This window comes from Pseudomonas sp. BB438, from assembly GCF_057180225.1.
The window spans coordinates 3963922-3985919 of the sequence record NZ_CM170001.1 but is presented as its reverse complement, the minus strand read 5'-3'; the positions used below and the strand labels follow the sequence as shown (position 1 = coordinate 3985919).

The 21998-nt window shown below is 68.0% G+C and carries 20 protein-coding genes; 13 read left to right on the top strand and 7 right to left on the bottom strand.

Annotated elements, in window-relative coordinates:
- Positions 1 to 34: 34 nt before the first annotated feature.
- Positions 35 to 616 carry a sugar O-acetyltransferase gene (locus tag AC1ZV1_RS18200; protein WP_484292955.1) on the bottom strand — a complete coding sequence of 194 codons (582 nt, stop codon included), beginning with the start codon at positions 614 to 616 and terminating at the stop codon, positions 35 to 37.
- A gap of 199 nt (positions 617 to 815) precedes the next feature.
- Here AC1ZV1_RS18200 and AC1ZV1_RS18195 point away from each other — a divergent pair, with 199 nt between their 5' ends.
- The 7 genes from AC1ZV1_RS18195 to AC1ZV1_RS18165 all read left to right on the top strand — a co-directional run bounded on the left by AC1ZV1_RS18195 (position 816) and on the right by AC1ZV1_RS18165 (position 8025).
- A complete protein-coding gene (locus tag AC1ZV1_RS18195; protein ID WP_484292954.1) occupies positions 816 to 1673 on the top strand; it encodes a MurR/RpiR family transcriptional regulator in 858 nt (285 codons plus the stop codon).
- A gap of 2 nt (positions 1674 to 1675) precedes the next feature.
- On the top strand, positions 1676 to 2317 hold the full coding sequence (locus AC1ZV1_RS18190) for a cysteine hydrolase family protein (RefSeq protein ID WP_484292953.1): 642 nt from the start codon (positions 1676 to 1678) through the stop codon (positions 2315 to 2317).
- 15 nt (positions 2318 to 2332) lie between these two features.
- Positions 2333 to 3673, top strand: coding sequence for a type I glutamate--ammonia ligase (locus tag AC1ZV1_RS18185; RefSeq protein ID WP_484292952.1), 1341 nt, complete (start codon positions 2333 to 2335; stop codon positions 3671 to 3673).
- A complete protein-coding gene (locus tag AC1ZV1_RS18180) occupies positions 3657 to 4400 on the top strand; it encodes an N-formylglutamate amidohydrolase (RefSeq protein WP_484292951.1) in 744 nt (247 codons plus the stop codon). Before AC1ZV1_RS18185 ends, AC1ZV1_RS18180 begins: the two co-directional genes overlap by 17 nt.
- 256 nt (positions 4401 to 4656) lie before the next feature.
- Complete coding sequence (locus tag AC1ZV1_RS18175; RefSeq protein WP_484292950.1) at positions 4657 to 6000, top strand: APC family permease; 1344 nt, start codon at positions 4657 to 4659, stop codon at positions 5998 to 6000.
- Positions 6001 to 6165: 165 nt separating this feature from the next.
- The gene (locus AC1ZV1_RS18170; protein ID WP_484292949.1) at positions 6166 to 6654 is read left to right on the top strand and encodes an Lrp/AsnC family transcriptional regulator; all 489 of its coding nucleotides are present in this window, start codon (positions 6166 to 6168) and stop codon (positions 6652 to 6654) included.
- 309 nt (positions 6655 to 6963) lie between these two features.
- Positions 6964 to 8025 (top strand): ornithine cyclodeaminase, encoded by a 1062-nt coding sequence (locus AC1ZV1_RS18165; protein WP_484292948.1) that lies wholly within the window; start codon positions 6964 to 6966, stop codon positions 8023 to 8025.
- Positions 8026 to 8028: 3 nt separating this feature from the next.
- On the opposite strand, the gene AC1ZV1_RS18160 is transcribed toward AC1ZV1_RS18165, so the two are convergent.
- Complete coding sequence (locus AC1ZV1_RS18160) at positions 8029 to 8976, bottom strand: LysR substrate-binding domain-containing protein (protein ID WP_484292947.1); 948 nt, start codon at positions 8974 to 8976, stop codon at positions 8029 to 8031.
- A gap of 129 nt (positions 8977 to 9105) precedes the next feature.
- Here AC1ZV1_RS18160 and AC1ZV1_RS18155 point away from each other — a divergent pair, with 129 nt between their 5' ends.
- Entirely contained in the window at positions 9106 to 10689 is a 1584-nt protein-coding gene (locus tag AC1ZV1_RS18155; protein WP_484292946.1) for a zinc-binding metallopeptidase family protein, read from the top strand.
- Between the two features lie 76 nt (positions 10690 to 10765).
- Here AC1ZV1_RS18155 and AC1ZV1_RS18150 read toward each other — a convergent pair whose 3' ends face one another.
- The 5 genes from AC1ZV1_RS18150 to AC1ZV1_RS18130 all read right to left on the bottom strand — a co-directional run bounded on the left by AC1ZV1_RS18150 (position 10766) and on the right by AC1ZV1_RS18130 (position 15860).
- The gene (locus AC1ZV1_RS18150; protein ID WP_484292945.1) at positions 10766 to 11005 is read right to left on the bottom strand and encodes a hypothetical protein; all 240 of its coding nucleotides are present in this window, start codon (positions 11003 to 11005) and stop codon (positions 10766 to 10768) included.
- 15 nt (positions 11006 to 11020) lie between these two features.
- Positions 11021 to 13057, bottom strand: coding sequence for a pyridoxamine 5'-phosphate oxidase family protein (locus AC1ZV1_RS18145; protein ID WP_484292944.1), 2037 nt, complete (start codon positions 13055 to 13057; stop codon positions 11021 to 11023).
- Positions 13058 to 13112: 55 nt separating this feature from the next.
- Entirely contained in the window at positions 13113 to 13736 is a 624-nt protein-coding gene (locus tag AC1ZV1_RS18140; RefSeq protein ID WP_484292943.1) for a glutathione S-transferase family protein, read from the bottom strand.
- Positions 13737 to 14049: 313 nt separating this feature from the next.
- Complete coding sequence (locus tag AC1ZV1_RS18135; protein ID WP_484292942.1) at positions 14050 to 14952, bottom strand: LysR family transcriptional regulator; 903 nt, start codon at positions 14950 to 14952, stop codon at positions 14050 to 14052.
- A complete protein-coding gene (locus AC1ZV1_RS18130) occupies positions 14949 to 15860 on the bottom strand; it encodes a LysR family transcriptional regulator (RefSeq protein ID WP_484292941.1) in 912 nt (303 codons plus the stop codon). Before AC1ZV1_RS18130 ends, AC1ZV1_RS18135 begins: the two co-directional genes overlap by 4 nt.
- Positions 15861 to 16051: 191 nt before the next feature.
- On the opposite strand from AC1ZV1_RS18130, the gene AC1ZV1_RS18125 reads away from it, so the two are divergent.
- From AC1ZV1_RS18125 to AC1ZV1_RS18105, 5 genes are all read left to right on the top strand, one after another.
- Complete coding sequence (locus tag AC1ZV1_RS18125; protein ID WP_484292940.1) at positions 16052 to 16936, top strand: DMT family transporter; 885 nt, start codon at positions 16052 to 16054, stop codon at positions 16934 to 16936.
- Between the two features lie 292 nt (positions 16937 to 17228).
- On the top strand, positions 17229 to 17978 hold the full coding sequence (locus AC1ZV1_RS18120; RefSeq protein WP_484292939.1) for a creatininase family protein: 750 nt from the start codon (positions 17229 to 17231) through the stop codon (positions 17976 to 17978).
- A gap of 174 nt (positions 17979 to 18152) precedes the next feature.
- Positions 18153 to 18542, top strand: coding sequence for a sigma-70 RNA polymerase sigma factor region 4 domain-containing protein (locus AC1ZV1_RS18115; RefSeq protein ID WP_484292938.1), 390 nt, complete (start codon positions 18153 to 18155; stop codon positions 18540 to 18542).
- A 23-nt stretch (positions 18543 to 18565) separates the two neighbouring features.
- On the top strand, positions 18566 to 18982 hold the full coding sequence (locus AC1ZV1_RS18110) for an organic hydroperoxide resistance protein (protein WP_484292937.1): 417 nt from the start codon (positions 18566 to 18568) through the stop codon (positions 18980 to 18982).
- 138 nt (positions 18983 to 19120) lie between these two features.
- Positions 19121 to 21991 carry an ATP-binding protein gene (locus AC1ZV1_RS18105; protein WP_484292936.1) on the top strand — a complete coding sequence of 957 codons (2871 nt, stop codon included), beginning with the start codon at positions 19121 to 19123 and terminating at the stop codon, positions 21989 to 21991.
- Positions 21992 to 21998 lie beyond the last annotated feature (7 nt).

Here is a 21998-nt window from a genome sequence, read left to right as displayed (position 1 = left end):
GCGCTGCGCCCCGGCCTTGCCCTCGCTGTGGCGCTCAGCGGTAGCGCTGGCGATCGGCCTCGTTGATCGGCCGGATCACCCGTGCCGGGTTGCCGGCGGCCAGCACGCCGTGGGGGATGTCGCGCACCACCACGGCCCCGGCGCCGATCACGCTGTTCGCGCCGATGCGCACGCCGGGCAGGATATTCACGCCCGCACCGATCCACACGTTGTCGCCGATGCTCACCGGGTGCGCGTACTCCAGCCCCCGGTTGCGCCGTTCCGCGTCCAGCGGATGGCCGGCGGTGTAGATGCCGACATTGGGGGCGATGAACACGTTGTCGCCGATGGTGACCCTGGCGCCATCGAGGATCACCAGGTTGACGTTGGCGTAGAAGCGCGCGCCGATCTCGATGTTGAAACCGTAGTCGCAATGCAGCGGGCCCTCGATCACGAAGCCTTCGCCGATGCGGGCGAACAACCCCTTGAGGATTGCGTCGCGGCGCTCGCCGTCATCCGGGTGGCTGCGGTTGAACTCGAACAGCTTCGCCTTTGCCGCGGCGCGCAGACGCAGCACCTGCGGGTCGTGGTTGGCGTCGTAGAGCAGGCCGGCGGCGGCTTTTTCCAGTTCGGTCATCGAGGCAGTTCCTGGTTGCGTTGAAAGGCGTTCGACGTGCGCGGGGCGGGCCGGTTCCCTTCCAGGAAAACAGCCGCCGGGGCTCTACGCCGCGGACAGGACGAGTCCGTCCGTGATTTGTAGTGAATGCTACAAAAAATACGTATTGAAAGTTTCTGGAGCGCATTATACAAATGGGGCCATAACAAGAGGCGCCCCCATGCTCACACTCAAAGATCGCCTGAACACCCCGGAAGTCGAGCTCACCAAGGCCGAGCGCAAGGTCCTGCGCGCCTTGCTCGACGACTACCCGCGCGCCGGCCTCGGGCCGATGTCGCGCCTCGCGCGCCAGGCCGGCGTCAGTGATCCCAGTATCCTGCGCCTGGTGAAGAAGCTCGGCTTCAGCGGTTACAGCGATTTCCAGAACGCGCTGATGGCCGAGGTGGACGACCGCCTGCGCTCGCCGCGCACCTTGCTCGCCGGGCGCCGCGAAGGCATGAGCCGCGATGACGTCTGGTCGAACTACCTGAACGATGCCAGCGAAGGCATCCAGCGCACCCTGGCGCTGACCCAGGCCGACGACGTGCGCCTGCTCGGCGACTGGCTGCTCGACCCGAAGCTGCGCGTGCTCTGCCACGGCGGCCGCTTCAGCCGCTTCCTCGCCGGTTACCTGGTAGCGCACCTGCGCATGCTGCGCGGCGGCTGCCTGCTGCTGGACGACGGCGCTGCGCTGCCCGACCAGTTGGGCGACATCGATCGCCAGACCCTGGTGGTGGTGTTCGACTACCGCCGCTACCAGGCCCAGGCGCTGGGCGTGACCCGCGCGGCCAAGGCACGCGGCGCCCGCGTGGTGCTGTTCACCGATATCTACGACTCGCCGCTGCGCGAGTTTGCCGACCTGATTATCAGCGCCCCGGTGGAATCCCCATCGCCCTTCGACACCCTGGTGCCGACCATGGCCCAGGTCGAGGCGCTGATCGCCAGCCTGGTAGCGCGCATGGACGGCCAGCTCGACGAACGCCTGGAAGGCATCGACCACCTGAGAGCTGCTTTCGGCAGCCACATCCTCGAGGAATGACCGTGTTCAGCTTGCCCCACCAATCGCCCCGTGATCTTCCGTTCACCCGCGGCCAGACGGCCATCCTGTTCGTCGACATGCAGAACGCCTGGGTCATTCCCGGCCGCGATGCCCACGTCGATCCGACGACGCACCGCTACTTCTACGACCGCGTCGAGGCGAGCGTGATTCCCAACCAGCAGCGCCTGCTGGCGGCCATGCGCGAGGTCGGCGGGGAAGTGCTGCACACCATCATCGAGAGCCTCACCGCCGATGGCCGCGACCGCTCGCTGGACCACAAGCTGTCCGATATGCACCTGCCCAAGGGCAGCCCGGACGCGCAGGTGATCGACGCCCTGGCGCCGCGCGAGAACGAAATCGTGCTGCCGAAGACGTCCTCGGGTGTCTTCAACTCCACCGCCATCGACTACGTGCTGCGCAACCTCGATACCCGCCACCTGATCATCTGCGGCGTAGTCACGGACCAGTGCGTGGACATGGCCGTGCGCGACGCCGCCGACCGCGGCTACCTCGTCACCCTGGTCGAAGACGCCTGTGCCACCCACACCGCCGAACGCCACCAGGCCTGCCTGGAAGCGATCAAGGGCTACTGCTGGATTGCCGACACCGACAGCGTGCTGGCCCGCATCGCCGCGCTGGCCTGAGGCCGGGAGAACGTCATGAGTCAGAACAACAACAATCCCGCTCCGATGCGCCTGACCAGCTTCGTCACCACCGACCTCTGCGGCATCACCCGCGGCCGCTCGCTTCCCGAATCCGAAGTCGCCGATCAACTCGCCACCGGTTGCGGCTGGGTGCCCGCCAACAGCGCACTGACGCCCCAGGACATCATTGCCGACGACAACCCCTGGGGCAGCCATGGCGACCTGCGCCTGCTGCCCGACCCGAGCAGCCGGGTGCGTCTTGAAAACGGCCCGGACGCCCAGGCCGCGCCGCTGGATTACTTGCACGGCGACCTGGTGACGACCACTGGTGCGCCCTGGCCGGTGTGCCCGCGCACGCTGCTGCGCGAGGAGATCGCCCGTTACCGCGAGCTGGACCTGCAGGTCACCGCCGCCTTCGAACACGAATTCAATCTGCTCGGCCTGCCGGACGAACACGCCGCCGCCTTCTCCCTGCAAGCCCAGCGGCAGACCGGCAACTTCGGCGGCTGGCTGATGAGTGCGCTGGAGCAGATCGGCGCCGAGCCGGAAATGTTCCTGCCCGAGTACGGCCGCAACCAGTACGAAGTCACCTGCCGGCCGACCCAGGGCGTCGCCGCCGCCGACCGCGCGGTGAACGTCCGCGAAGCCACCCGCGAGATTGCCCGCCAGTTCGGCTGGCGCAGCAGCTTCACGCCGCTGCTGGCGCCCGGCGCCGTGACCAACGGCGTGCACCTGCACCTGAGCCTGCAACGCCTGGACGGCACCCCGGTGTTCTATGACGAGGCCGCGCCGGGCAACCTGTCCAGGCTTGCCGAGCACTGGGCCGCTGGCGTGCTGCGCCACCTGCCGGCGCTGTGTGCGCTCACCGCGCCGACGGCGGTGTCCTACCTGCGGCTGAAACCGCATCACTGGAGCGCCGCCTACGCCTGCCTGGGCTTGCGCAACCGGGAAGCCGCGCTGCGCATCTGCCCGGTGGTTGAGATCGGCGGCAAGCCCAAGGCCCGCCAGTTCAACCTGGAGTTCCGCCCGATGGACGCCACCGCCAGCCCGCACCTGGCCATGGCCGCCGTGCTGATCGCCGGGCGCCTGGGCATGCAGCAGGCGCTGCCGCTGTCCGCCGTCACTGACGTCGACCCGCACAGCCTGAGCGACGCCCAGCGCGACGAGCTGGGCATCCAGCCGCTCCCGGGCTCGCTGGAGGAGGCCCAGCGCCTGTTGCTGGCCGACACCGAACTGTGCGCCCAACTGCCGCCGGAACTGCTGCAGACCTACGCCGCCATGAAGCGCCAGGAGCTGGCCCTGACCCGCGAACTCAGCGAGGAGCAACTCTGTGAGTCCTATGCCACCTTCTACTGAGGCCGGCCTGTACCGGCGCCCGCCGTTCGAGATCGTCAATCCGGGCGGCAAGAGCCCGGTGCTGCTGGTCTGCGAGCACGCCAGCCGCTACATCCCCGAGGAACTGGCCCAGCTGGGCCTGGACGACGCGGCCGCCGCCGAGCACATCGCCTGGGACATCGGCGCGCTGGACCTGGCCCGCGCGTTGTCGCTGCGCCTGGACGCCACGCTGCTGGTGGCCAACTACTCGCGCCTGCTGATCGACCTCAACCGTCCGCTGTCGGCGCCGGATGCGATTCCCGAGCACAGCGAGATCTATCCGATCCCCGGTAACCGCAACCTGAGCGCGGCGGCCCGGCAGGAGAGGGTGGCGAGCCTGTTCGAGCCCTTCCACCAGCAACTGACCGCGCTGCTCGACGAGCGCCTGGCCGCCGCCCGGCCGACCCGGCTGGTCGGCGTACACAGCTTCACCCCGCGCTATCGCGGCGAGCCTCGCCCGTGGGTTGCCGGGGTGCTCTATGCCAAGGCCGAAGCCTATGCCCAGCGCATGGTCGCCGGGCTGCGCCAGGGCGGGGAAGCGATCGGTGCCAACCAACCCTATGTGATCGACCCGCTGGAGGACATGACCGTCCCGGTGCATGGCGACGAGCGCGGCGTGGACGCCGTGCTGATCGAAATCCGCAATGACGGACTGCGGACCCCGCAAGGGGTGGAAGCCTGGGCGGAACGCCTGGCTCCCTGGCTCTGAGAGCCTGTTTACGACCTGCTGCGCGTCGGCCGTAGGGCGTTGAAAAGCGCCCTCAGATGCTCATTTACGGCTCGTAAACTCCGCTCTCCGGGCGCTTTTCGCCTACTACGGCTCTAGCTCGCGAGGTCGTAAGCAGGCTCTGAGGACCCAAGCCCGACCCGATGTGCTGGAGCGGCCGGGCAGGTTCTGAAAACAACAACAATTCAGCGCATGAGCGCCGAACCCTAAAAGCTGCCGTTCCCAGAGGAAGTGCCCCGTGGCTATCGAACAGTTCGGATACAAGCAACAACTCCGCCGCAGCCTGACGCTCGGCGACCTGGTGATCTACGGGATGATCTTCATGATCCCGATCGCTCCCTTCGGCGTGTACGGCTGGGTGCATGCCGACGCCCACGGCATGGTGCCCATGGCCTACCTGGTGGGCATGGTGGCGATGCTGTTCACGGCGCTGAGCTATGGCGCGATGTCCCGCGCGTTTCCCATCGCAGGCTCGGTGTACTCCTACGCCCAACGCGGCATCCACCCCAATGTCGGCTTCATCGCCGGCTGGGTCCTGCTGCTGGACTACCTGCTGATCCCGCCGCTGCTCTACGTGTTCAGCGCGCTGGCGCTGAACCACCTGTTTCCGGCGATCCCCAAGCTGGTCTTCATGCTGATCTTCCTGGTGTCCGCCACGCTCATCAACCTGCGTGGCATCACCCTGGCGGCGCGCTTCAACCTGCTGTTCCTGATCGCCGAACTGGTGGTGCTGGCGATCTTCCTGGCGGTGGGTTACCACGCCCTGGAGGGCGGCCTGGGCAACGGTCGCCTGACGCTCGAACCGCTGCTGCAGCCCGAGCATTTCAACCTCGGCCTGGTGATGAAGGCGGTGTCCATCGCGGTGCTGTCGTTCCTCGGGTTCGACGCGATCTCCACCCTCGCCGAAGAGGTCAAGGGCGACCCGGCCAAGCAGATCGGCCGCGCCTCGCTGATCGCGTTGTTCGTCATGGGCGCCATTTTCATCGTGCAGACCTGGCTGGCCACTGACCTGGCTGCCGGCATGACCTTCAAATCGGCCGACACCGCCTTCTACGAGATCGCCGAAGCGGCCGGCGGCAGCTGGCTGTCGACGCTGACTGCGGTGTCCACCGCGCTGGCGTGGGGCGTGACCGTGTCGATCACCTCGCAAGCCGCCGTCTCGCGCCTGCTGTACTCCATGGCACGCGACGGCAAGCTGCCGCGCGTGCTGGCCAAGGTGCACCCGACGTACCAGACCCCGCACATCAGCCTGTACCTGGTGGGCGTGCTGTCGCTGGGCATCGGCATCTACTTCCTCGACTCCCCGGACGTGCTCACCTCGCTGGTCAACTTCGGCGCGCTGACCGGCTTCTGCCTGCTGCACATCGCGGTGATCAACCACTACTTCATCCGCCAGAAGAGCGGCCGGGTGCTGCGCCACCTGCTGTTCCCGCTGGTCGGCCTGGTGATCATCGCCTACGTGCTGTTCAGCATGAGCCGAGAGGCGCAGGAACTGGGCGCGGGCTGGATCGCCATCGGCCTGGTGTACCTCGCGGTGCTCAGTCGTCGCGGCAACGGCAGCGAGCTGGCACGGGAAATCTGACCGGGTGCGCCGTGCTGTCGCAGAGGGCACGGCGCGCTTTGACAGACGGCAGGGCTTGCCCCATAAAGATCCGGGCCGGTGGGAGCCAGTGCTTTCACCGGCTTTTTCGCCGGGGCCGGGACGCCGGCACGACTCAAGAACCGTCACGAACCAGCGCGAAGCATCATGAGCAGGAAAGATCAGGACAGCACCACGCCCTTCACCCTGGACCGCATCGACGAGGAGATCATCCGCATCCTCCGTCACCAGGGCCGCATCACCTACGGCAAGCTGTCCGCCCTGGTCCATCTCACCCCGCGTCCCTGCCAGGAGCGCGTCCGCAAGCTGGAGCGGCTCGGCATCATCCGTGGCTACGGCGCTGTCATCGACGAGCAGAAGATCGCCTCGGGACTGTCGCTGCTGGTACTGGTCGCGCTGTCCAACCAGAGTGGCCGCACCGCGCAGAGGGCCTTCGAGGCGCGGGTCGTTGCCTGCCCGGAAGTGCTGCACTGCCAACTGATCAGCGGCACCTTCGACTACAGCGTGCGCATGCGCTGCCGGGACATGGAGCACTACCGCGCGCTGACCGAAACCTGGCTGAACGATGAGAGCCTGCACATCGACAAGCTGGTCGCCCACCCCGAGCTGACGACCATCAAGGAGTCCGCCAGCTAGCGCGGCGGACTCGCTTTTCGCCTGCTTTTTTCACCCATGATATTCCCCCGCCAGCGGCCGTCTTGAGCACAGCCGAATCGGCTGTCGTGACCCTCCAATACAGCCGGATCGGCCGGCGAAGCCCTTCATTACAGCCGGGTTTTCTCCGGGGGCGATGGGAGAATCGTGTTGCCCCTCTCCTGAACTGCAGACCTGATCCAGGGCCTCTGCGACGTTGTTGTGCCCGCTGTTCGAGGCATGGTGGAGCGGGGCGGTGCCGTTCGTATACACCGACAGAACAGTCCAATCACAACAATCGGAGGTCCCATCATGACTCGCTTCGTCGACGTCCCCACGATGTCCCAACTGGTCCAGCAGATCGGTGTCGCCCGCTTCATCGGCGAACTTGCCGACACCATCGCCCAGGATTTCGTGCGCTGGGAGTCCTTCGACAAATCCGCCCGCGTCGCCAACCACTCCGAGATCGGCGTGATCGAGCTCATGCCGGTTTCCGATACCGCGCGCTACGCCTTCAAGTACGTCAACGGCCACCCGCAGAACACCCAGCGCGGCCTGTTCACCGTCATGGCCTTCGGCGTGCTGGCCGACGTCGAGACGGGGTATCCGGTGCTGCTCTCGGAGCTGACCGTCGCCACCGCGCTGCGCACCTGCGCCACCTCACTGATGGCCGCCCGTGCACTGGCACGCCCGGATTCGCGACGCATGGCGCTGATCGGCAACGGCGCGCAGAGCGAGTTCCAGGCCCTGGCCTTCCATCACCACCTGGGCATCGAGGAAATCGCTGTCTACGACATCGACCCGCAGGCCACGGAAAAACTGATCCGTAACCTGTCCGACGTCCCCAACCTGAAGATCATCCGCGCCGGCTCCACCGCCGACGCGGTGCGCGGCGCCGACATCGTCACCACGGTGACCGCCGACAAGGCCTACGCGACCATCCTCACCCCGGAGATGATCGAACCGGGCATGCACATCAACGGCGTGGGCGGCGACTGCCCGGGCAAGACCGAACTGCACGCCGACGTCCTGCGCGCCGGCAAGGTGTTCGTCGAGTACGAGCCGCAGTCGCGCGTCGAGGGTGAGATCCAGCAGATGCCGGCGGACTTCCCGGTGACCGACCTGTGGCGCGTGCTGGCCGGCCAACTGGCCGGGCGCGACAGCGCCGAGCAGGTGACCATCTTCGACTCGGTCGGCTTCGCCCTCGAGGACTACTCCGCGTTGCGTTACGTGAACGAACAGGCCAGCCGCCTGGGGCTCGGCGAGCGCATCGACCTGGTGCCGTGGAGCGAGGAGGAGGACAACGATCCCAAGGACCTGTTCCGCTACACCCGCTCCGCCAAGGCGCGCAAAGGGCTGCGCCGCATCGCCTGACGTTCAGCGTGTCAGCTCCGCCTCCGGTGAAATCTCCAGCGGGGGGCGGCTGAGGTCACTGGCGCTCTGCGTGGTGGCAGCGACACGGGCCTTCAGCCACTCGCTGAAGGCCTTCACCACCGCACGTTCGGCCTTCACCGGATCGGTCACCAGGAAGTAGCCGCGGCTGGACTGAATGGTGATGTCGAACGGGCGCACCAGCAGACCACGGGCGAGGGCGTCGCCGCTGAGCAGGTTGTCGCCGATGGCCACGCCCTGGGCGGCAATGCAGGCGGCGATGGTGCAGGGCGCATCGGCGAACAGCACGCCGGAGCGGTGATCGATGACGCTGGCGCCCACCGCGCCGAGCCACAGGCGCCAGTCGGCGAAGTCGTTCATGTGCAGCAGCGTGTAGTGAGCCAGGTCCGCCGGCTGTTGCAGACCGCCGCGCGAGTGGATCAGGCGCGGGCTGCAGACCGGGAAGAAGTGCAGCGCCACCAGTTGCTCCACCCTCTGGTTCGGCCAGTCGCCGTTGCCGTAGGCGATGAACAGGTCGGCGTCGCTGGCGCTGGTGTCCTGCGGCACGCGCGGCGTCACCACGTGCAATTGCACCTGCGGGTACTGCGCCAGGAAGTCACCCAGGTGCTGGCACAGCCAGTAGGTGGCGAAGCCGGGGTTGCAGCTCACGCACAGCGGCCCGCTGACCTGCTGCTCGTCGAAGCTGGCGCCGGCCAGTTGTACCTCCGCGAGGATGCGCCGCACGTCGCGGGCATAGCGCTCTCCCCGATAGGTCAGGCGGATGCCGCGCCCGGTGCGCTCGGTCAGGGCGAAGCCCAGGCGTTCCTCCAGCGTGGCGATACGGTGACTGACCGCGCTGCGGGTGAGGTTCAGCTCCGTTGCGGCGGCAGACACGCTGCCCAGCCGGGCCACGGCGTCCAGCGCCCGCAGGGCGGTCATCGAGGGAAAGTGCATGGGGCGCTCGTTGCTCAATTGGTGAAACTATCCAGACATGGGGTGGCGAAATCCTGCGCTTGTTGCAAATTCCGCTTCACCAATACTAGGCCACACGACATAACAACAGGCAACGATGAGGAAGCCGCCATGTCGAAATTCAAGGCCTACGTCCAGCAGTGGATCGACGAGCACCGCCAGCAGCTGTCCGACTGGCACCAGGTGATCTGGCATTTCGCCGAGCCGGCGTTCCGCGAGTACAAGTCCTGCGCCTGGTACGTGGAGCTGCTGCGCCAGGAAGGCTTCACCGTGGAGGAGGGCAGCGGCGGCATGCCCACTGCCTTCGTCGCGACCTTCACCAATGGCGACGGGCCGACCCTCGCCACCTATGCCGAATACGATGCCGTGCCCGGCAACTGCCAGGCAGCGGCGACCCGGCCGATGCCGCGCGAAGGCCTGTCGAAGTACGCACCGGGCCATACCGACCCGCATTCGGCCCTGGGCATCAGCGCCCTGGGCGGCCTGCTGGCGGCCAAGGCGGCGATGCTGGAATTCGGCATCCAGGGCACCCTCAAATGCTTCGGCGAGCCGGCGGAAAAGCTGCGCGCCTCCAAACCGGTGCACGCCGCCAAGGGCTACTACGACGACCTCGACGCCGCCGTCAGCTTCCATCCCACCTACATGCTGCCGCTGAACAACACCACCACCTGGGACACCCACTGCGGCATCGCCTACTCGTACATCTACACCTTTACCTGCGAAGACCCGCAGAACTGGATCGCCGCCGACCGCTACAGTCCGATACCGCAGAACCACCTGGCGGCTCGTGCTCCTGGCGCGAACGATGCGCTGGTGCACTTCTACACGCTGAACGAAAGCCTGCGTCGCTCGACCCTGCCGTTCACCGGGCTGTGGAGCTTCAACGAAGCCATCCTCACCGCCGGCCAGGCCACTGCCGACAACCTGCCGCCGCACATCTCGCAGATCCAGTACCTGCTGCGCTGCGACTCCATCGAGCAGGCCGAGACCATCTCCACGGTGATGGACAACAACGCCGCTGCCGCGGCCATGGCCACTGGCTGCCAGTGGAAGAAGACCTGGGTCTGCAAGTCCCGTGGTGGGCTGGCCAACCACGCGCTGGCCCAGGCCTGCTACGACAACCTCGCCGCCATCGGTGCGCCGAGCTGGGGAGAGCAGGCCATCGCCGTGGCGCGGGAAATCCAGGCGAACCTGGGCCTTGCGCCCATGGACGAGCCCTTCCTGCCGGCCACCCAGGCGCTGATCGAACCGCAGGAGTGCGAGCGGCAGCTGCGTCTGCAGATGCCGGCCTGGCAGAAGTACCTGACCTCCGACGACTACCCTGAATACACCTGGCACTGCCCGACCGTGCGCCTCTACGTGGCCCGGCCGATGCTCAGCGCGCCCGCCGGCTTCACCTACCCGGACTGGGTGTCGAACGCCCTGGGCGGCATCCGCGAGACCATCGACCCGATGATCGACGTGGCGGCCAAGACCATCGGCTGCACGCTGATCGAGCTGTTCACCGATGCCGACCTGCTGGCCGAGGCAACCCGTGAATTCAACGAGCGCACCGGTGGCGGCATCGGCGGGGAACACTGGCAGGCGCCGTTGCTGCCCAGGGACTTCAAGGTGCCGCACCGTTTCCGCTGGCCGGAGTACATCCGCACGGTGCGCGGCGAGGAGTGGTGGATTCCGGCGCGGGAAGACGAGTGAGCAAGGCGCTTTCGCGCGCGTGACGGCGTCGGCGGGAATTGTGAACGTAGGATGGGTGGGGCCTGCGATACCCATCCTACGTTTGTGCTCCGCCATGCCTCGACAAGCCGCGCTTGAGCCAGCGCACCAGCGCCGCACCGAGTTCCACGGCGCGCGAGCGCGACGGGCAGCCCGGCGTCGAGATCAACTGTGGCAGGAGGAAGCCGACTTCCGCCTCGTTCGGCCCGCAGAAACCCGGTTCGGCTGGTTCGACGAATGCCTCGTCCCACCGCGGGAAGCGTTCGCTCCCGCTTTCGAATGCAGTCGGTGCGTTCATGATCGATTCGCCTCCCTAGAGCTCCAGCACCAGCGGTTGCACGCCGCCATCGTCCTGCGCCGGGATGGCGCAGCAGATCAGTACGCTGCCGGCATCGGGCAGTTCCGCCGGCGGGTTGGGGTAGTGCACCTGGCCGCTGACGATCTTGGTTCTGCAGGTCCCGCAGGAGCCGCCGCGGCAGCTGAAGTCAGGCGCCAGGCCTCGGGCCTCGGCCAGGTCCAGCAGGGTGCCGCTCTCGGGCTTCCAGCGTGCCTCCTTGGCCGAGCCGGCGAAGTACACCGGCACCGGTTCGGTGGCGGCGGGCGGCTGCACCAGCGCCGGTGCCTGGCCGTCGCCCTGGCGCTTGAGTGTCGAGGGGCCGAAGGTCTCGGCGTGGATGCGCGTATCGGCGATATTCAGGCCACGCAGGCCGTCGTAGATCGCCTGGGTGAATTCGCCGGGGCCACAGACGTAGAATTCGTAATCGTCCAGCGGCAGCCGTGTCTTGATCGTCTCGATATCCAGGCGCCCGATCTGTTCGAAGTCGCGGCCGGGCAGAGCATCCGGTTCCGGGCGGCTGAGTGCACGGTGAATCTGCAGTTGCGGCGCGCGCTGGCGCAGCTCGGCGATCTCGCGCTGGAACGGCAGCTGGCCCAGCGTCCGCGCGGACTGGAACAGATACACGCGCCGCGTCGGGCCCGCCGCCAGTTCACGCAGCATCGACAGCAGCGGGGTGATGCCCACGCCCGCGCCGATCAGTACCACCGGCCGCCCGCTGTCGCTCTTCAGGGTGAAGCTGCCCATGGGCGTGCGGACCTGCAGGTGATCGCCCTTGCGGACCTGCTCATGCAGGTGGCGGGAAGCCGGTCCCTGGGCTTTCACGCTGATGCGCAGCTCGCCGTCGGACGGTGCGCTGGAGAGGCTGTAGGTGCGGATCAGCACCTGTTCGTCCACGGACAGGCGCACGGGCAGGTGCTGCCCCGGAGCGAAGTTCACGGCGGCGCCGGCCGGCGGCTTCAAGTAGAACGAGCGAATGTCCTCGCTTTCCGGCTCCACGCACAGCACCTGCCAGTCCTGCCACTGCAGGCGCTGCTCGCGCTCCTGCAGCTTGGCGTCGGCCTCGGCCCAGGTGCCGGTCATCAGGCTGGTCGGCGAGTACTCGCGGAAGCTCCAGCGGATCGCCAGGGCGCGGCGGCGCAGCACGGCATGCTGCACGTCCAGGGTCCACAGGCGTTCGGCGCCTTCGAAGGCCGTCAGCAACGGACTGTCGAAGAGGATTTCGGTACGGCCGTGGAGCTGCAGCACGTCGCCGCTCACGAAGTCGACGAAGAGCAGTCCGGCCTGCGGATTGGCCTGCAGGTTGCCGAGGGTGTTGAAGTGCAGGTTGCCGGCGTAATCGGGGATGGTCAGGCGGTTGCCGTCGACCCGGACGAAGCCGGGGCGGCCGCCGCGATGGGAGACGTCCACCGAGCGGTCGCCGTCCTCGTGCTGCACGTAGCTGGCGACGAAGAAGGTGTCGGCATGGCGGATGATCGTCGCCACTTCCTCGTTCAGCGCGCTGAAGTCCTCGCGCGGGGCGCGCTGGCTGTAGCGCTGCTCGTCGCGGCTCCAGTCGCGCTTCTGGATGTACTGCGGGCAGTTGCCGAAGGCGTGCTCGACGGCCACGGTCAGCAGGCCGCCGTCGACCTCGCGGAGGAGGCCGTTCATGCGATTGCGTCGGCGGGTATGCAACTCGATGCCCAGCAGGCCGATGGCATGACCGGCTTGCAGGCCGCTGGCGGCAGGGTCCTGGCTGTCGGGCACGCTGTCGAGCAGCAGGCTTTTCGGATCGGGCGAGGTGACGAAGCCTTCCGCGCCTTCGAGCAGGGTCGCCCAGGGCCGGCCCTGATCATCCACCGCACCGGCGATGATGAAGGGCAGTTGCTGGTAGAACGCGCGGTGCTGGTCGGGCATGTAGTCGCGGATGACTTTCTGGCCATGGACTTCCATGCGCTCGGCGACGCCGACGCGCTCCTGGATCACCTTCTCGCCGGCGTGCCAGGGGGAGGTACGGTGTTTGGGCAACTGGAACATGGCGGGCACCTCGCGACGAAGGGGCTGCCGGGTCAACCCGGCAGCCAGGGTTGCATCAGGCTTGCAGGCCGATGGCGGTGCGCTGCATCGGCACGAAGTGGGGCAGGGCCTCCACGCGGGCCAGCCAGGCGCGCAGATTGGGGTAGTCCTGCAGGGAAACGTTGCCCTCCGGCGCGTGGGAGATGTAGGAGTAGTTGGACACATCGGCGATGGTCGCCTCGGTGCCGGCCAGGAAGGGCGTCCTGGCCAGCTCGCGCTCCATCACCTGGAACAGGGTGTGGGCGCGGGTGATCACTTCCTCGGGGTTGAAGGCGGCGCCGAACACCGTAACCAGCCGGGCGGCAGCGGGGCCGAAGGCGACCTGCCCGGCAGCCACCGATAGCCAGCGCTGCACGCGGGCGGCGCCCACCGGGTCTTCCGGCAGCCAGCGGCCGTTGCCGTACTTCTTCGCCAGGTAGACCAGAATGGCGTTGGAGTCGGCGACGATGACGCCTTCGTCGTCGATCACCGGCACCTGGCCGAAGGGGTTCAGGGCGAGGAAGTCCGGGTGCTTGTGCGCGCCCTTGGCAAGGTCTACCGAGATCAGTTCGGTGGGCAGTTGCAGCAGGGAGAGCATCAGCTCGACGCGGTGGGCGTGGCCGGACAGCGGGTGGCGGAAGAGTTTGATGGTGCGTGACATGTGGGTGACTCCGTTGGCGTGAGGGGGCATGCAGCGCGAGTCGTGCCGTGGCGGTTGCTCGAGCTGATGGGTGAATGCTGCGCCCGATGGTTGACGCGCAGAATCACCAGCGCGGGCAATCCAGCGTTTCAGAATGCGGAAGAATCGGAGTCGTGGTTCCAAGCTGGTGACGATTGCGAGCGGTGAAGGCGCCGACCCTGTCGGCGGATCGCGGGCGTGGCCCGCTCCTGCAGGGAGTGCAGGGGGTTGGCCTGTAGGAGCTGGCCACGCCTGCGACAGCCCAGCACCGTCGCCGTCCGATCGAGGCTCGGACTTACCCGCGCAGCGCCGGGTGCGCCCGCAAGCGCGGCACCACGAAATCGAGGAAAGTCCGCACCCGCGCCGCCGCGCGGCGACCTTCGCGGTAGATCAGTTGCACCGGCAGCCCTGGCGCTGCGTAGTCCTGCAACACCATCTGCAGGCGGCCGCTGCTCAGCTCGGCATGCGCCTCGTGGCTCATGCAGCGGGTCAGCCCGAGCCCCAGGCTGGCGGCGCGGATCGCCGCGTTGGTGGTGCTGCACACCAGACGCGGTAGCAGGCGCACCGAGCGCGGCGCGTCCTGGTGGCGGAAACGCCATTCGCTGACCGCGCCCTGGCTGCCGGAGACAATGATGCCATGCGCCTTGAGGTCCTCCGGCGCTTGCGGCACGCCATGGCGTGCGAGGTAGCCGGGCGATGCGCAGATCACCGGCCGCACTGTGCCCACCGGCAGGGCGAAGCCGGTGGAGTCGGGCAGGGCGCCTATCACCAGGGCGACATCGATGCCGTCTTCCAGCAGGCGCGGCAGGTCCTCCCGGTGGCGGCTGCGCAGGCGCACGTCGGGGAAGGCCGCCAGGTAGTCCAGGGCGATGGGCGCGAAGATGCGGTCGGCCATCAGCAGCGGCAGCGTGATGTCCAGTTGCCCGGCCGGATGCGCCTGCAGGCCGTCGAGCGAGCCTTCCGCCTCGTCGATGCCCTGGAGAATCTGCCGGCAGCTGGCGGCGAAGGCTTCGCCGCTGGCGCTCAAGGAGATGCCGCGTGGGCCGCGTTCCAGCAGCTGGCACTGCAGGCGCGATTCCAGCGCGGCGACCAGGCGCATCACCGTCGCTGTGGACAGCGCCAGCTGTCGGGCGCCGGCGGCGAGGCTGCCGGAGCACGCCACGGCGTCGAACGCCTGCATCTCGCGATAGCGGCTCACGGCTTCGCGGCGTGCAGGGCCGGGTCGGCGCGCAGGCGTTCCGCGCAATGCATGACGAAGCTGCGAACCTTCGCCGGCAGCCGTGCGCCGTCCTGGTAGAGCAGGTGGATCGGCAGTGGCGCCGTGGAGAATTCGTCGAGGACGATCTCCAACTCGCCGCGCGCCACGGCCTCGGCCGCCTGGTACGACAGCACGCGTGTGAAACCGCCACCCAGGCGTGCGGCGTGGATCGCCGCGTTGTTCGAGCTGACCGCGAAGCGCGACGGCGGGCGCAGGGTCAGCGGCCCATCCGGGGTGATGAACTGCCAGTCGGTGAGCAGCACGCTGGTGGCGGCCATCACCACTGGCGCGTCGAGCAGGTCGTTCGGGTGCTGCGGGCGGCCGTGACGGTCGAGGAAGGCGGGGGCGGCGCAGACCACCGGCCGAATGTCGCCGACCTTCAGCGCGGTCAGGCTGCCCTCGGGCAACTGGCCGATGCGCACCGCAACGTCGATGCCCTCGTCGAGCATGTGCACCACGCGATCCACCAGCAGCGCGTTGACCGTCACCTCGGCGTGGGCGTCCAGGTAACTGGCGATCAGCGGAATCAGGTACAGCTCGCCGAACAGCACCGGGGCCGTCACCGTGAGGTTGCCGCGCGGGCGCAGGGCGCTGCCGGAGGCCAACTCCTCGGCGTCCTCCAGCTCCTGGAGGATGCGTCGGCAGTCCTCGACATAGCGCTGGCCGGCCTCGGTCAGCCGCACGCTGCGGGTGCTGCGGGCCAGCAGCAGGGTGCCCAGGCGCTGCTCCAGCGCGGCGATCGCGCGGGTCACACTGGGGGGCGACAGGCCCAGCTGCTTCGCACCCGCGGCAAAACTGCCGGCTTCGGCCACGGCCAGCAGCACTGTCATTTCCTGAAAGCGGTCCATGGGTCACCGTTGTCGCCTTGAGCGGGTCGCCAGACTGTAGTGGGAAGCCGCGGCGGATAGAAGAGCCGGCGGCTTGCGGGCGACATCGGCGTGCTCGCCAGCGCCGTGTGGCTTGACCGCGCCGGGCCTGCTCCGGCACAAGCGCTGGAGGCGCCCGCAGCGAGGCCGCCACCGCCGACGAGCCTTCCTCCATGACCAGCAAGTCCACGGCCACCGCGCTGGCCGCTGCCAACAACCCCCGCCTGGGCATCGCCCTGTGCCTGCTGTCGATGCTCATCTTCGCCTGCCAGGACGGCATCACCAAGGTGCTGGTCCGCCACCTGCCGGTGGCCGAGTTGGTGATGGTGCGCTACTGGGTATTCGTGCTGTTCGCGCTCATCGTCTGCCGCTCCCAGGGCGGCGTTCGCGCGGCCAGCCGCAGTGCCAGTCCCTGGCAGCAGGTGGTCCGCGCCTTGCTGGGCGTGGGCGAGATCGCCCTCTTCGGCCTGGCCCTGCGCTACCTCGGGCTGGCCGAGACCCACGCGCTCTACGCGGTCTTCCCGCTGATGACGCTGGGCCTGGCGCGGCTGTTCCTCGGCGAGCGGATGGTCGGTCGGCAATGGCTGGCGGCGGCGGTTGGCTTCGGCGGCACGCTGCTGATCCTGCGTCCCGGCATGGGCGTGTTCGAGCCCGCTGCGCTGATCCCGCTGGCGGCGGCGCTGACCTTCGCCTTCTTCAACATCCTCTCGCGGCGCATCAGCCAGACCGACTCCTTCGCCACCACCACGCTGTACATGGCCGTGGTCGGCGCCGTGGCGGCCACCGCCGCCGGGCTGCCCGCCTGGGTCACGCCAACGCCACACGAGGCGATGCTGATGTCGATCGTCGCCGTCTCCGGGGTGATCGCCCAGTTGCTGCTGATCCAGGCGCTGAAGTACGCCCAGGCCTCGACACTGCAGCCGTTCAACTATTCGCTGCTGGCCTTCGCCACGCTGATCGGTCTCGTCGTCTTTGGCGAGGCACCGACGCTCTGGACGATCACCGGCGCGCTGCTGATCCTGCTGGCGGGGTTGTATTCGATCCGGCCGAAGGGTTAGCCCCTGACGCCTCTGCGCTGGGCTGTCGCAGGCATGGCCAGCTCCCACACCAGCCTCGTACGCCGTGCCCCCCGGGCCGTACCCGCGAACGGCGGACAACGTCCGCCGTCAACCAGGCGCACCAGCCTCCCGATAGACACCATGGTGCACTGTCCGCCTCCCATCCGGCGTGGTGTCATTCCCGGCAAGGGCAAGCCGGCCAGCGTTCCGGGAGCCCCGCAGCCTGAACGTGCGTGGCCCAGCCGCCGCACGCTCATCCCACCAGGCGAACCCGTCGAACCGTGAGGTCTCCATGCTCCTACCCCTTTGCACCTGGTCCGAAATCGAGCAGTTCCTTGGCCGCAGCCGGACCATCGTCATTCCCATCGGCTCCAACGAGCAGCATGGCCCCATCGGCCTGCTGGGGACCGACTGGATGTGCCCGGAAATCATCGCCCACGAAGCGCAGAAGTCGGCGGATATCCTTATCGCGCCGACCTTCAATATCGGCATGGCGCAGCATCACCTGGGCTTCCCCGGTACCATCACGCTGCGCCCCTCGACCTTCATCGCTGCCATCTGCGACTGGGTGAGTTCCCTGACGGCCCACGGCTTCGAGAAGATCCTCTTCCTCAATGGTCACGGCGGCAACGTCGCTTCCATCGAGGCGGCCTTCTCCGAGCTCTACGCCCAGGCCAGTTTCGCCCGGCGCCCGGCCGGCTTCGCCCTGAAGCTGTGCAACTGGTGGGACCTGGAAGGTGTCGGCGAACTGGCCAACCGGCAGTTCCCGAAAGGCCACGGCATCCACGCGACGCCGTCGGAGATCGCCGTCACCCAGTGGGCCTACCCGCAGTACATCAAGTCGGCCGAGTACTCGCCACCGATCGCCAACTGGGGCCCGATCCGCGAGGCGGCGGACTTCCGCGCACGTCATCCGGATGGCCGCATGGGCTCCGATCCGGGCCTGGCCTCGCCGGAGAAAGGTCGCGAACTGGTGCTGCTGGCCGCCCAGGGACTGGTGCAGGCGGTCGAGGCGTTCAGCGGGGAAACGTCGCCGTTCTGAGCAGCGCCTGACCCCGCCTTACTCCCCGGAAACCCGAGCCTCGCTCGGGTTTCTGCTTTCTGCGGAACGCTCCAGACGTGCGGCTAACAAGAGCTAACAGCAGATAACTCGCCTGATTGCGCCGGCCTTGTCACGCTGGCAATCGGGTGTCATTGGCTAATCAGGGAGGCCTCCATGACCAAGCATGATGGCTGCATGAATCTGGCGGGGCGGCGCAGCAATGCAGAGTTCGGCGCGTTGATCCACGGGTCCGGCGAGCCCGGGGAGACGGTATCGCGGCAGTTGTACATGGCGGTGCTGCCGCTGCTCATCGCCTTCTTCGAGGGCCAGGCACAGGCCGGCCGCATCGATCAGGGAGACATGGGCGACCTGTTGCGCGCCACCCTTCGGCAGGTGGACCGACAGCGCGCCAGCTACGATCCGGCGACACCCTTTCGCGCGTGGCTGCTGGAACTGGCCCGGCATGCGCTGAGCGCCCACCGGCTCGCGGCGCCAGTCGGACTGCCCGCAGGTTGCGAGCCGACCAGAACACCTCGGCGCAGGCGTACCGCCGCCGCCCACTGAGTCCACGTTTTCAGGAAGTACCGATGCAGTCGATCGAGAAGGTTCTCTATACCGCCCGAGTCCATACCCGTGGCGGTCGTGATGGTGAAGCACGCAGTGATGATGGTCGGTTGCAGGTCCGGTTGACCCCGCCGGGGGCGCCGGGGCAAGGCAGCAATCCCGAGCAGTTGTTCGCCGCCGGCTGGTCAGCCTGCTTCATCGGCGCGCTGCGTCATGCCGCCAATGCGCGCAAGCAGGAACTCCCGGCAGACACGACGGTGGACGCGGAGGTGGAGCTGATGCATGGCGAGAATGGCTTCTTCCTGCGCGCGCGCCTGGCGATCCAGCTGCCGGGCCTGGACCCCGAGCTGGCGCAACGGCTGGTGAATGCCGCGCACCAGAGCTGTCCGTACTCCAAGGCGCTGCGCAACAACGTCGACGTCACCCTGACCCTGCGCTGAGCCGTCGCCGACGGCCTGTTAGCGTGACATCCCGCATAAAAGGCCGCGCTCAAGGCTTGATCCAGCGCTCGAAACTCCTATCCTGCAAGGACTTGCGGGCCAGCCTCGCGCCCACTTCCCTTTTCGAAGAGACGCCCTGTGGAGTCCGCAGCGGACGAGATGTCCCCCTCGCTGAAAGCGCCGATCGAATTCGGCCCGTTCCGGGTCGTGCCCGGCAAGCGCCTGCTTACCCGTGATTCGCAGCCGATGGATATCGGCGGACGCGCGTTCGACCTGCTCCTCGCCCTGCTGGAAAAGCCCGGTCGCGTGCTCTCCAAGCGCGAGCTGCTCAAGCGCGTGTGGCCCGACATGGTGGTGGAAGAGGGCAGCCTGCGCTTCCACATGACCGGCCTGCGCCGCGCCTTGGGCGACGGCGAAGACGGCGCGCGCTATATCGCCACCCAGGTCGGCGTCGGCTATGCCTTCGTCGCGCCGGTGAACCGGGGCAGCGATGCACCGCCTGCGCTGCCGATGGTGACCATGGGGGAAGGCGTTGGCACCTTGCCGCCACGGGTGAAACTGATCGGTCGCGAGGCCGATGTGCAATTGATCCTGCAGCGCCTGCGCGAGCCAAGGCTGTTCACCATCGTTGGCACCGGCGGCGTCGGCAAGACCAGCCTGGCCAATGAGGTCGGCCACCGCCTGGCTGCCGAACGCCGGCAGGTCGTGCGCTTCATCGACCTTGCCCAGGTGGAGGACGCGCAGCTGGTGGCTTCTGCCCTGGCCGCTTCGGTGGGCGTACCGGTGCAGGCCGAGGACCCGCTGGCGGTGCTGCTGGCGCACCTCAGGGGACAGGACCTGCTGCTGATCGTCGACAACTGCGAGCACGTGGTGGATGTGATGTCCGCGCTGGCCGAGCGTATCCGTGAGGCGGCTCCCGGCGTCGGGCTGCTTGCCACCAGCCGTGAACCGCTGCGCGCGCGGGACGAGGAGGCGCACTGGCTGGGCCCGCTGGACTTCCCCGAAGAGCCGGCCGGCCTGCCGGTCGAGACGCTGCTGGAGTTCCCCGCCGTGCGGTTGTTCGTCGAGCGCGCCAGGGCTGCCAACGCCTCCCTGCAACTGCAGGACGGCGACCCAGGGCTGATCGCCGACATGTGCCGGCGCCTGGGCGGGATGGCCTTGCCCATCGAACTGGCGGCCGTACGCGTGGCGATCCATGGCGTGAAAGCCACCCATGCGCTACTGGGCGAGCGGTTTTCCCTGGGCTGGTCCGGCCGGCGCACGGCGCAGCCGCGTCACCAGACGCTGCGCGCCATGCTCGACTGGAGCTATGGCCTGCTGTCGGGGAGTGAGCGCCTGGTGTTCGATCGCCTGTCGGTCTTCGTCGGGCCCTTTTCTCAGGAGGCGGCCGCGCAGGTCGTCGCCGATGCGCGGATCGACGCGCTGGAAGCAGCCTCCATTCTCGATGAGCTGACATCCAAGGGGTTGGTGGCGGTGGATCGCCGCGACGCCGCGACAGCCTATCGCCTGCTGGAGATGACCCGCGCCTTCGCCCGCGAAAAGGCGGCTTCCCACGGCCATGAGGAGGCGCACGCCCTGGCCTTCCGGCATGCCGCGTATTTCCTGTGGCTGCTGGAGCAGCTGGGTAGCGTGCCCGAGGTGATCTACGAGGGTTGCACGCGCCTGGCCAGCCAGCTGGGCAACGTTCGCAGCGCGCTGGAGTGGAGCTTCGGCCCGCAGGGCGATCCCGGCCTGGCGCTGCCGTTGGCGGCAGCCAGCGTGCCACTGTTCCTGCACTATTCGCTGCAAGTGGAGTGCCGCACCTGGTGCGCGCGCGCCATCGAGCTGCTGGAGCTGGGCTACTTCGGCACGCCCACCGAAATGGAACTGCAGGCGGCCCTCGGCCTGGTGCTGATGTTCACCCGCGGCAACAGCGAGGCCGCCGGCAAGGCACTGCTGCGGGCGCTGGAAATCGCGGTGGCGCTCGGCGACCACTGGGCCGAGCTGCGGGTGCTGGGGCGCCTGCAGATCTTCTACGAACGCATCGGCGACTTCGCCTCATCGCTGGCCTGGGCGGAACGCGCCGTGCTGGTCGGCGATACCCTGGGCGAGCCGGAAGCCGTGGCGGTAGCCGCCTCGCTCGCCGGCATCTCGCACCACCTGCTGGGCGATCAGGAGCGCGCACGTGAGGAACTGGAGAAGTCCCTGCGCAACAGCCTGCCCTCGGAGCGCAGCCGCACGCTGCACTATGGCTTCGACCACCACAACCGTACCGGCCTGGCGCTGGCTCGCACGCTCTGGCTGCTGGGTTGCGCCGATCAGTCACGGCGCTGGGCGGACCAGGTGGAAGCCGAGGCGGCGGAACTCAATCATCCGGCCACCCATTGCATCGCCCTGGTGTGGACGCTGTGCATCCATCTCTGGACCGGTGAGCTGGACAAGGCCGAGCGCAGCCTGGCGACCTTCAGTCACATCGCCGAGGCCAACGCCTTCGCGCCTTACCAGGCCGCGACTCCGGGGTTGCGCGCAGCCATCGCCATTCGCCGCGAACAACCAGGCGATGCGGTGCGCCAGCTGGAAGAGAGCCTCACGCGACTGCATGGCATGCGCTACGAGCTGCTGACCACTTCCTTCGAAATTGCCCTGGCAGAAGGCTTGATCCTCGCTGGCGAACACCGCCGTGCGCTGGGTGTGGCGCGGCGCTGCATCGCGCACTGCCGCAGCAGCGGCGATGCCTATGCGCTGCCGGAGTTGATGCGCATCGAGGCGCAGATCATCGGCGCGGTGGACCAGGACGCTGATCAGGCGGTGGAGCGTGTGCTGCAGGATTCGCTGGCGATGGCGCGCGAGCAGGGAGCCCGCGCCTGGGTGTTGCGTTCCAGCCTGGACCTGGCGCGGTTGCGTGTGGAGCAGGGGAATCGCGTGGAGGCACTGGCGCTGCTGGACGCCTGTGCGCTCGACGAAGGCCTCGACACGCTGGATGTGCGTCAGCTGGAAGCGCTGCGGCGGGCCCTGGGCGAGAGCGCCTGAGGCGAGC

Coding starts and splice junctions, on each gene's coding strand:
- AC1ZV1_RS18200 (WP_484292955.1), bottom strand. CDS start 616: ATGACCGAACTGGAAAAAGCCGCCGCCGGCCTGCTCTACGACGCCAAC.
- AC1ZV1_RS18195 (WP_484292954.1), top strand. CDS start 816: ATGCTCACACTCAAAGATCGCCTGAACACCCCGGAAGTCGAGCTCACC.
- AC1ZV1_RS18185 (WP_484292952.1), top strand. CDS start 2,333: ATGAGTCAGAACAACAACAATCCCGCTCCGATGCGCCTGACCAGCTTC.
- AC1ZV1_RS18180 (WP_484292951.1), top strand. CDS start 3,657: ATGCCACCTTCTACTGAGGCCGGCCTGTACCGGCGCCCGCCGTTCGAG.
- AC1ZV1_RS18170 (WP_484292949.1), top strand. CDS start 6,166: ATGAGCAGGAAAGATCAGGACAGCACCACGCCCTTCACCCTGGACCGC.
- AC1ZV1_RS18165 (WP_484292948.1), top strand. CDS start 6,964: ATGACTCGCTTCGTCGACGTCCCCACGATGTCCCAACTGGTCCAGCAG.
- AC1ZV1_RS18160 (WP_484292947.1), bottom strand. CDS start 8,976: ATGCACTTTCCCTCGATGACCGCCCTGCGGGCGCTGGACGCCGTGGCC.
- AC1ZV1_RS18155 (WP_484292946.1), top strand. CDS start 9,106: ATGTCGAAATTCAAGGCCTACGTCCAGCAGTGGATCGACGAGCACCGC.
- AC1ZV1_RS18150 (WP_484292945.1), bottom strand. CDS start 11,005: ATGAACGCACCGACTGCATTCGAAAGCGGGAGCGAACGCTTCCCGCGG.
- AC1ZV1_RS18145 (WP_484292944.1), bottom strand. CDS start 13,057: ATGTTCCAGTTGCCCAAACACCGTACCTCCCCCTGGCACGCCGGCGAG.
- AC1ZV1_RS18140 (WP_484292943.1), bottom strand. CDS start 13,736: ATGTCACGCACCATCAAACTCTTCCGCCACCCGCTGTCCGGCCACGCC.
- AC1ZV1_RS18130 (WP_484292941.1), bottom strand. CDS start 15,860: ATGGACCGCTTTCAGGAAATGACAGTGCTGCTGGCCGTGGCCGAAGCC.
- AC1ZV1_RS18125 (WP_484292940.1), top strand. CDS start 16,052: ATGACCAGCAAGTCCACGGCCACCGCGCTGGCCGCTGCCAACAACCCC.
- AC1ZV1_RS18120 (WP_484292939.1), top strand. CDS start 17,229: ATGCTCCTACCCCTTTGCACCTGGTCCGAAATCGAGCAGTTCCTTGGC.
- AC1ZV1_RS18115 (WP_484292938.1), top strand. CDS start 18,153: ATGACCAAGCATGATGGCTGCATGAATCTGGCGGGGCGGCGCAGCAAT.
- AC1ZV1_RS18110 (WP_484292937.1), top strand. CDS start 18,566: ATGCAGTCGATCGAGAAGGTTCTCTATACCGCCCGAGTCCATACCCGT.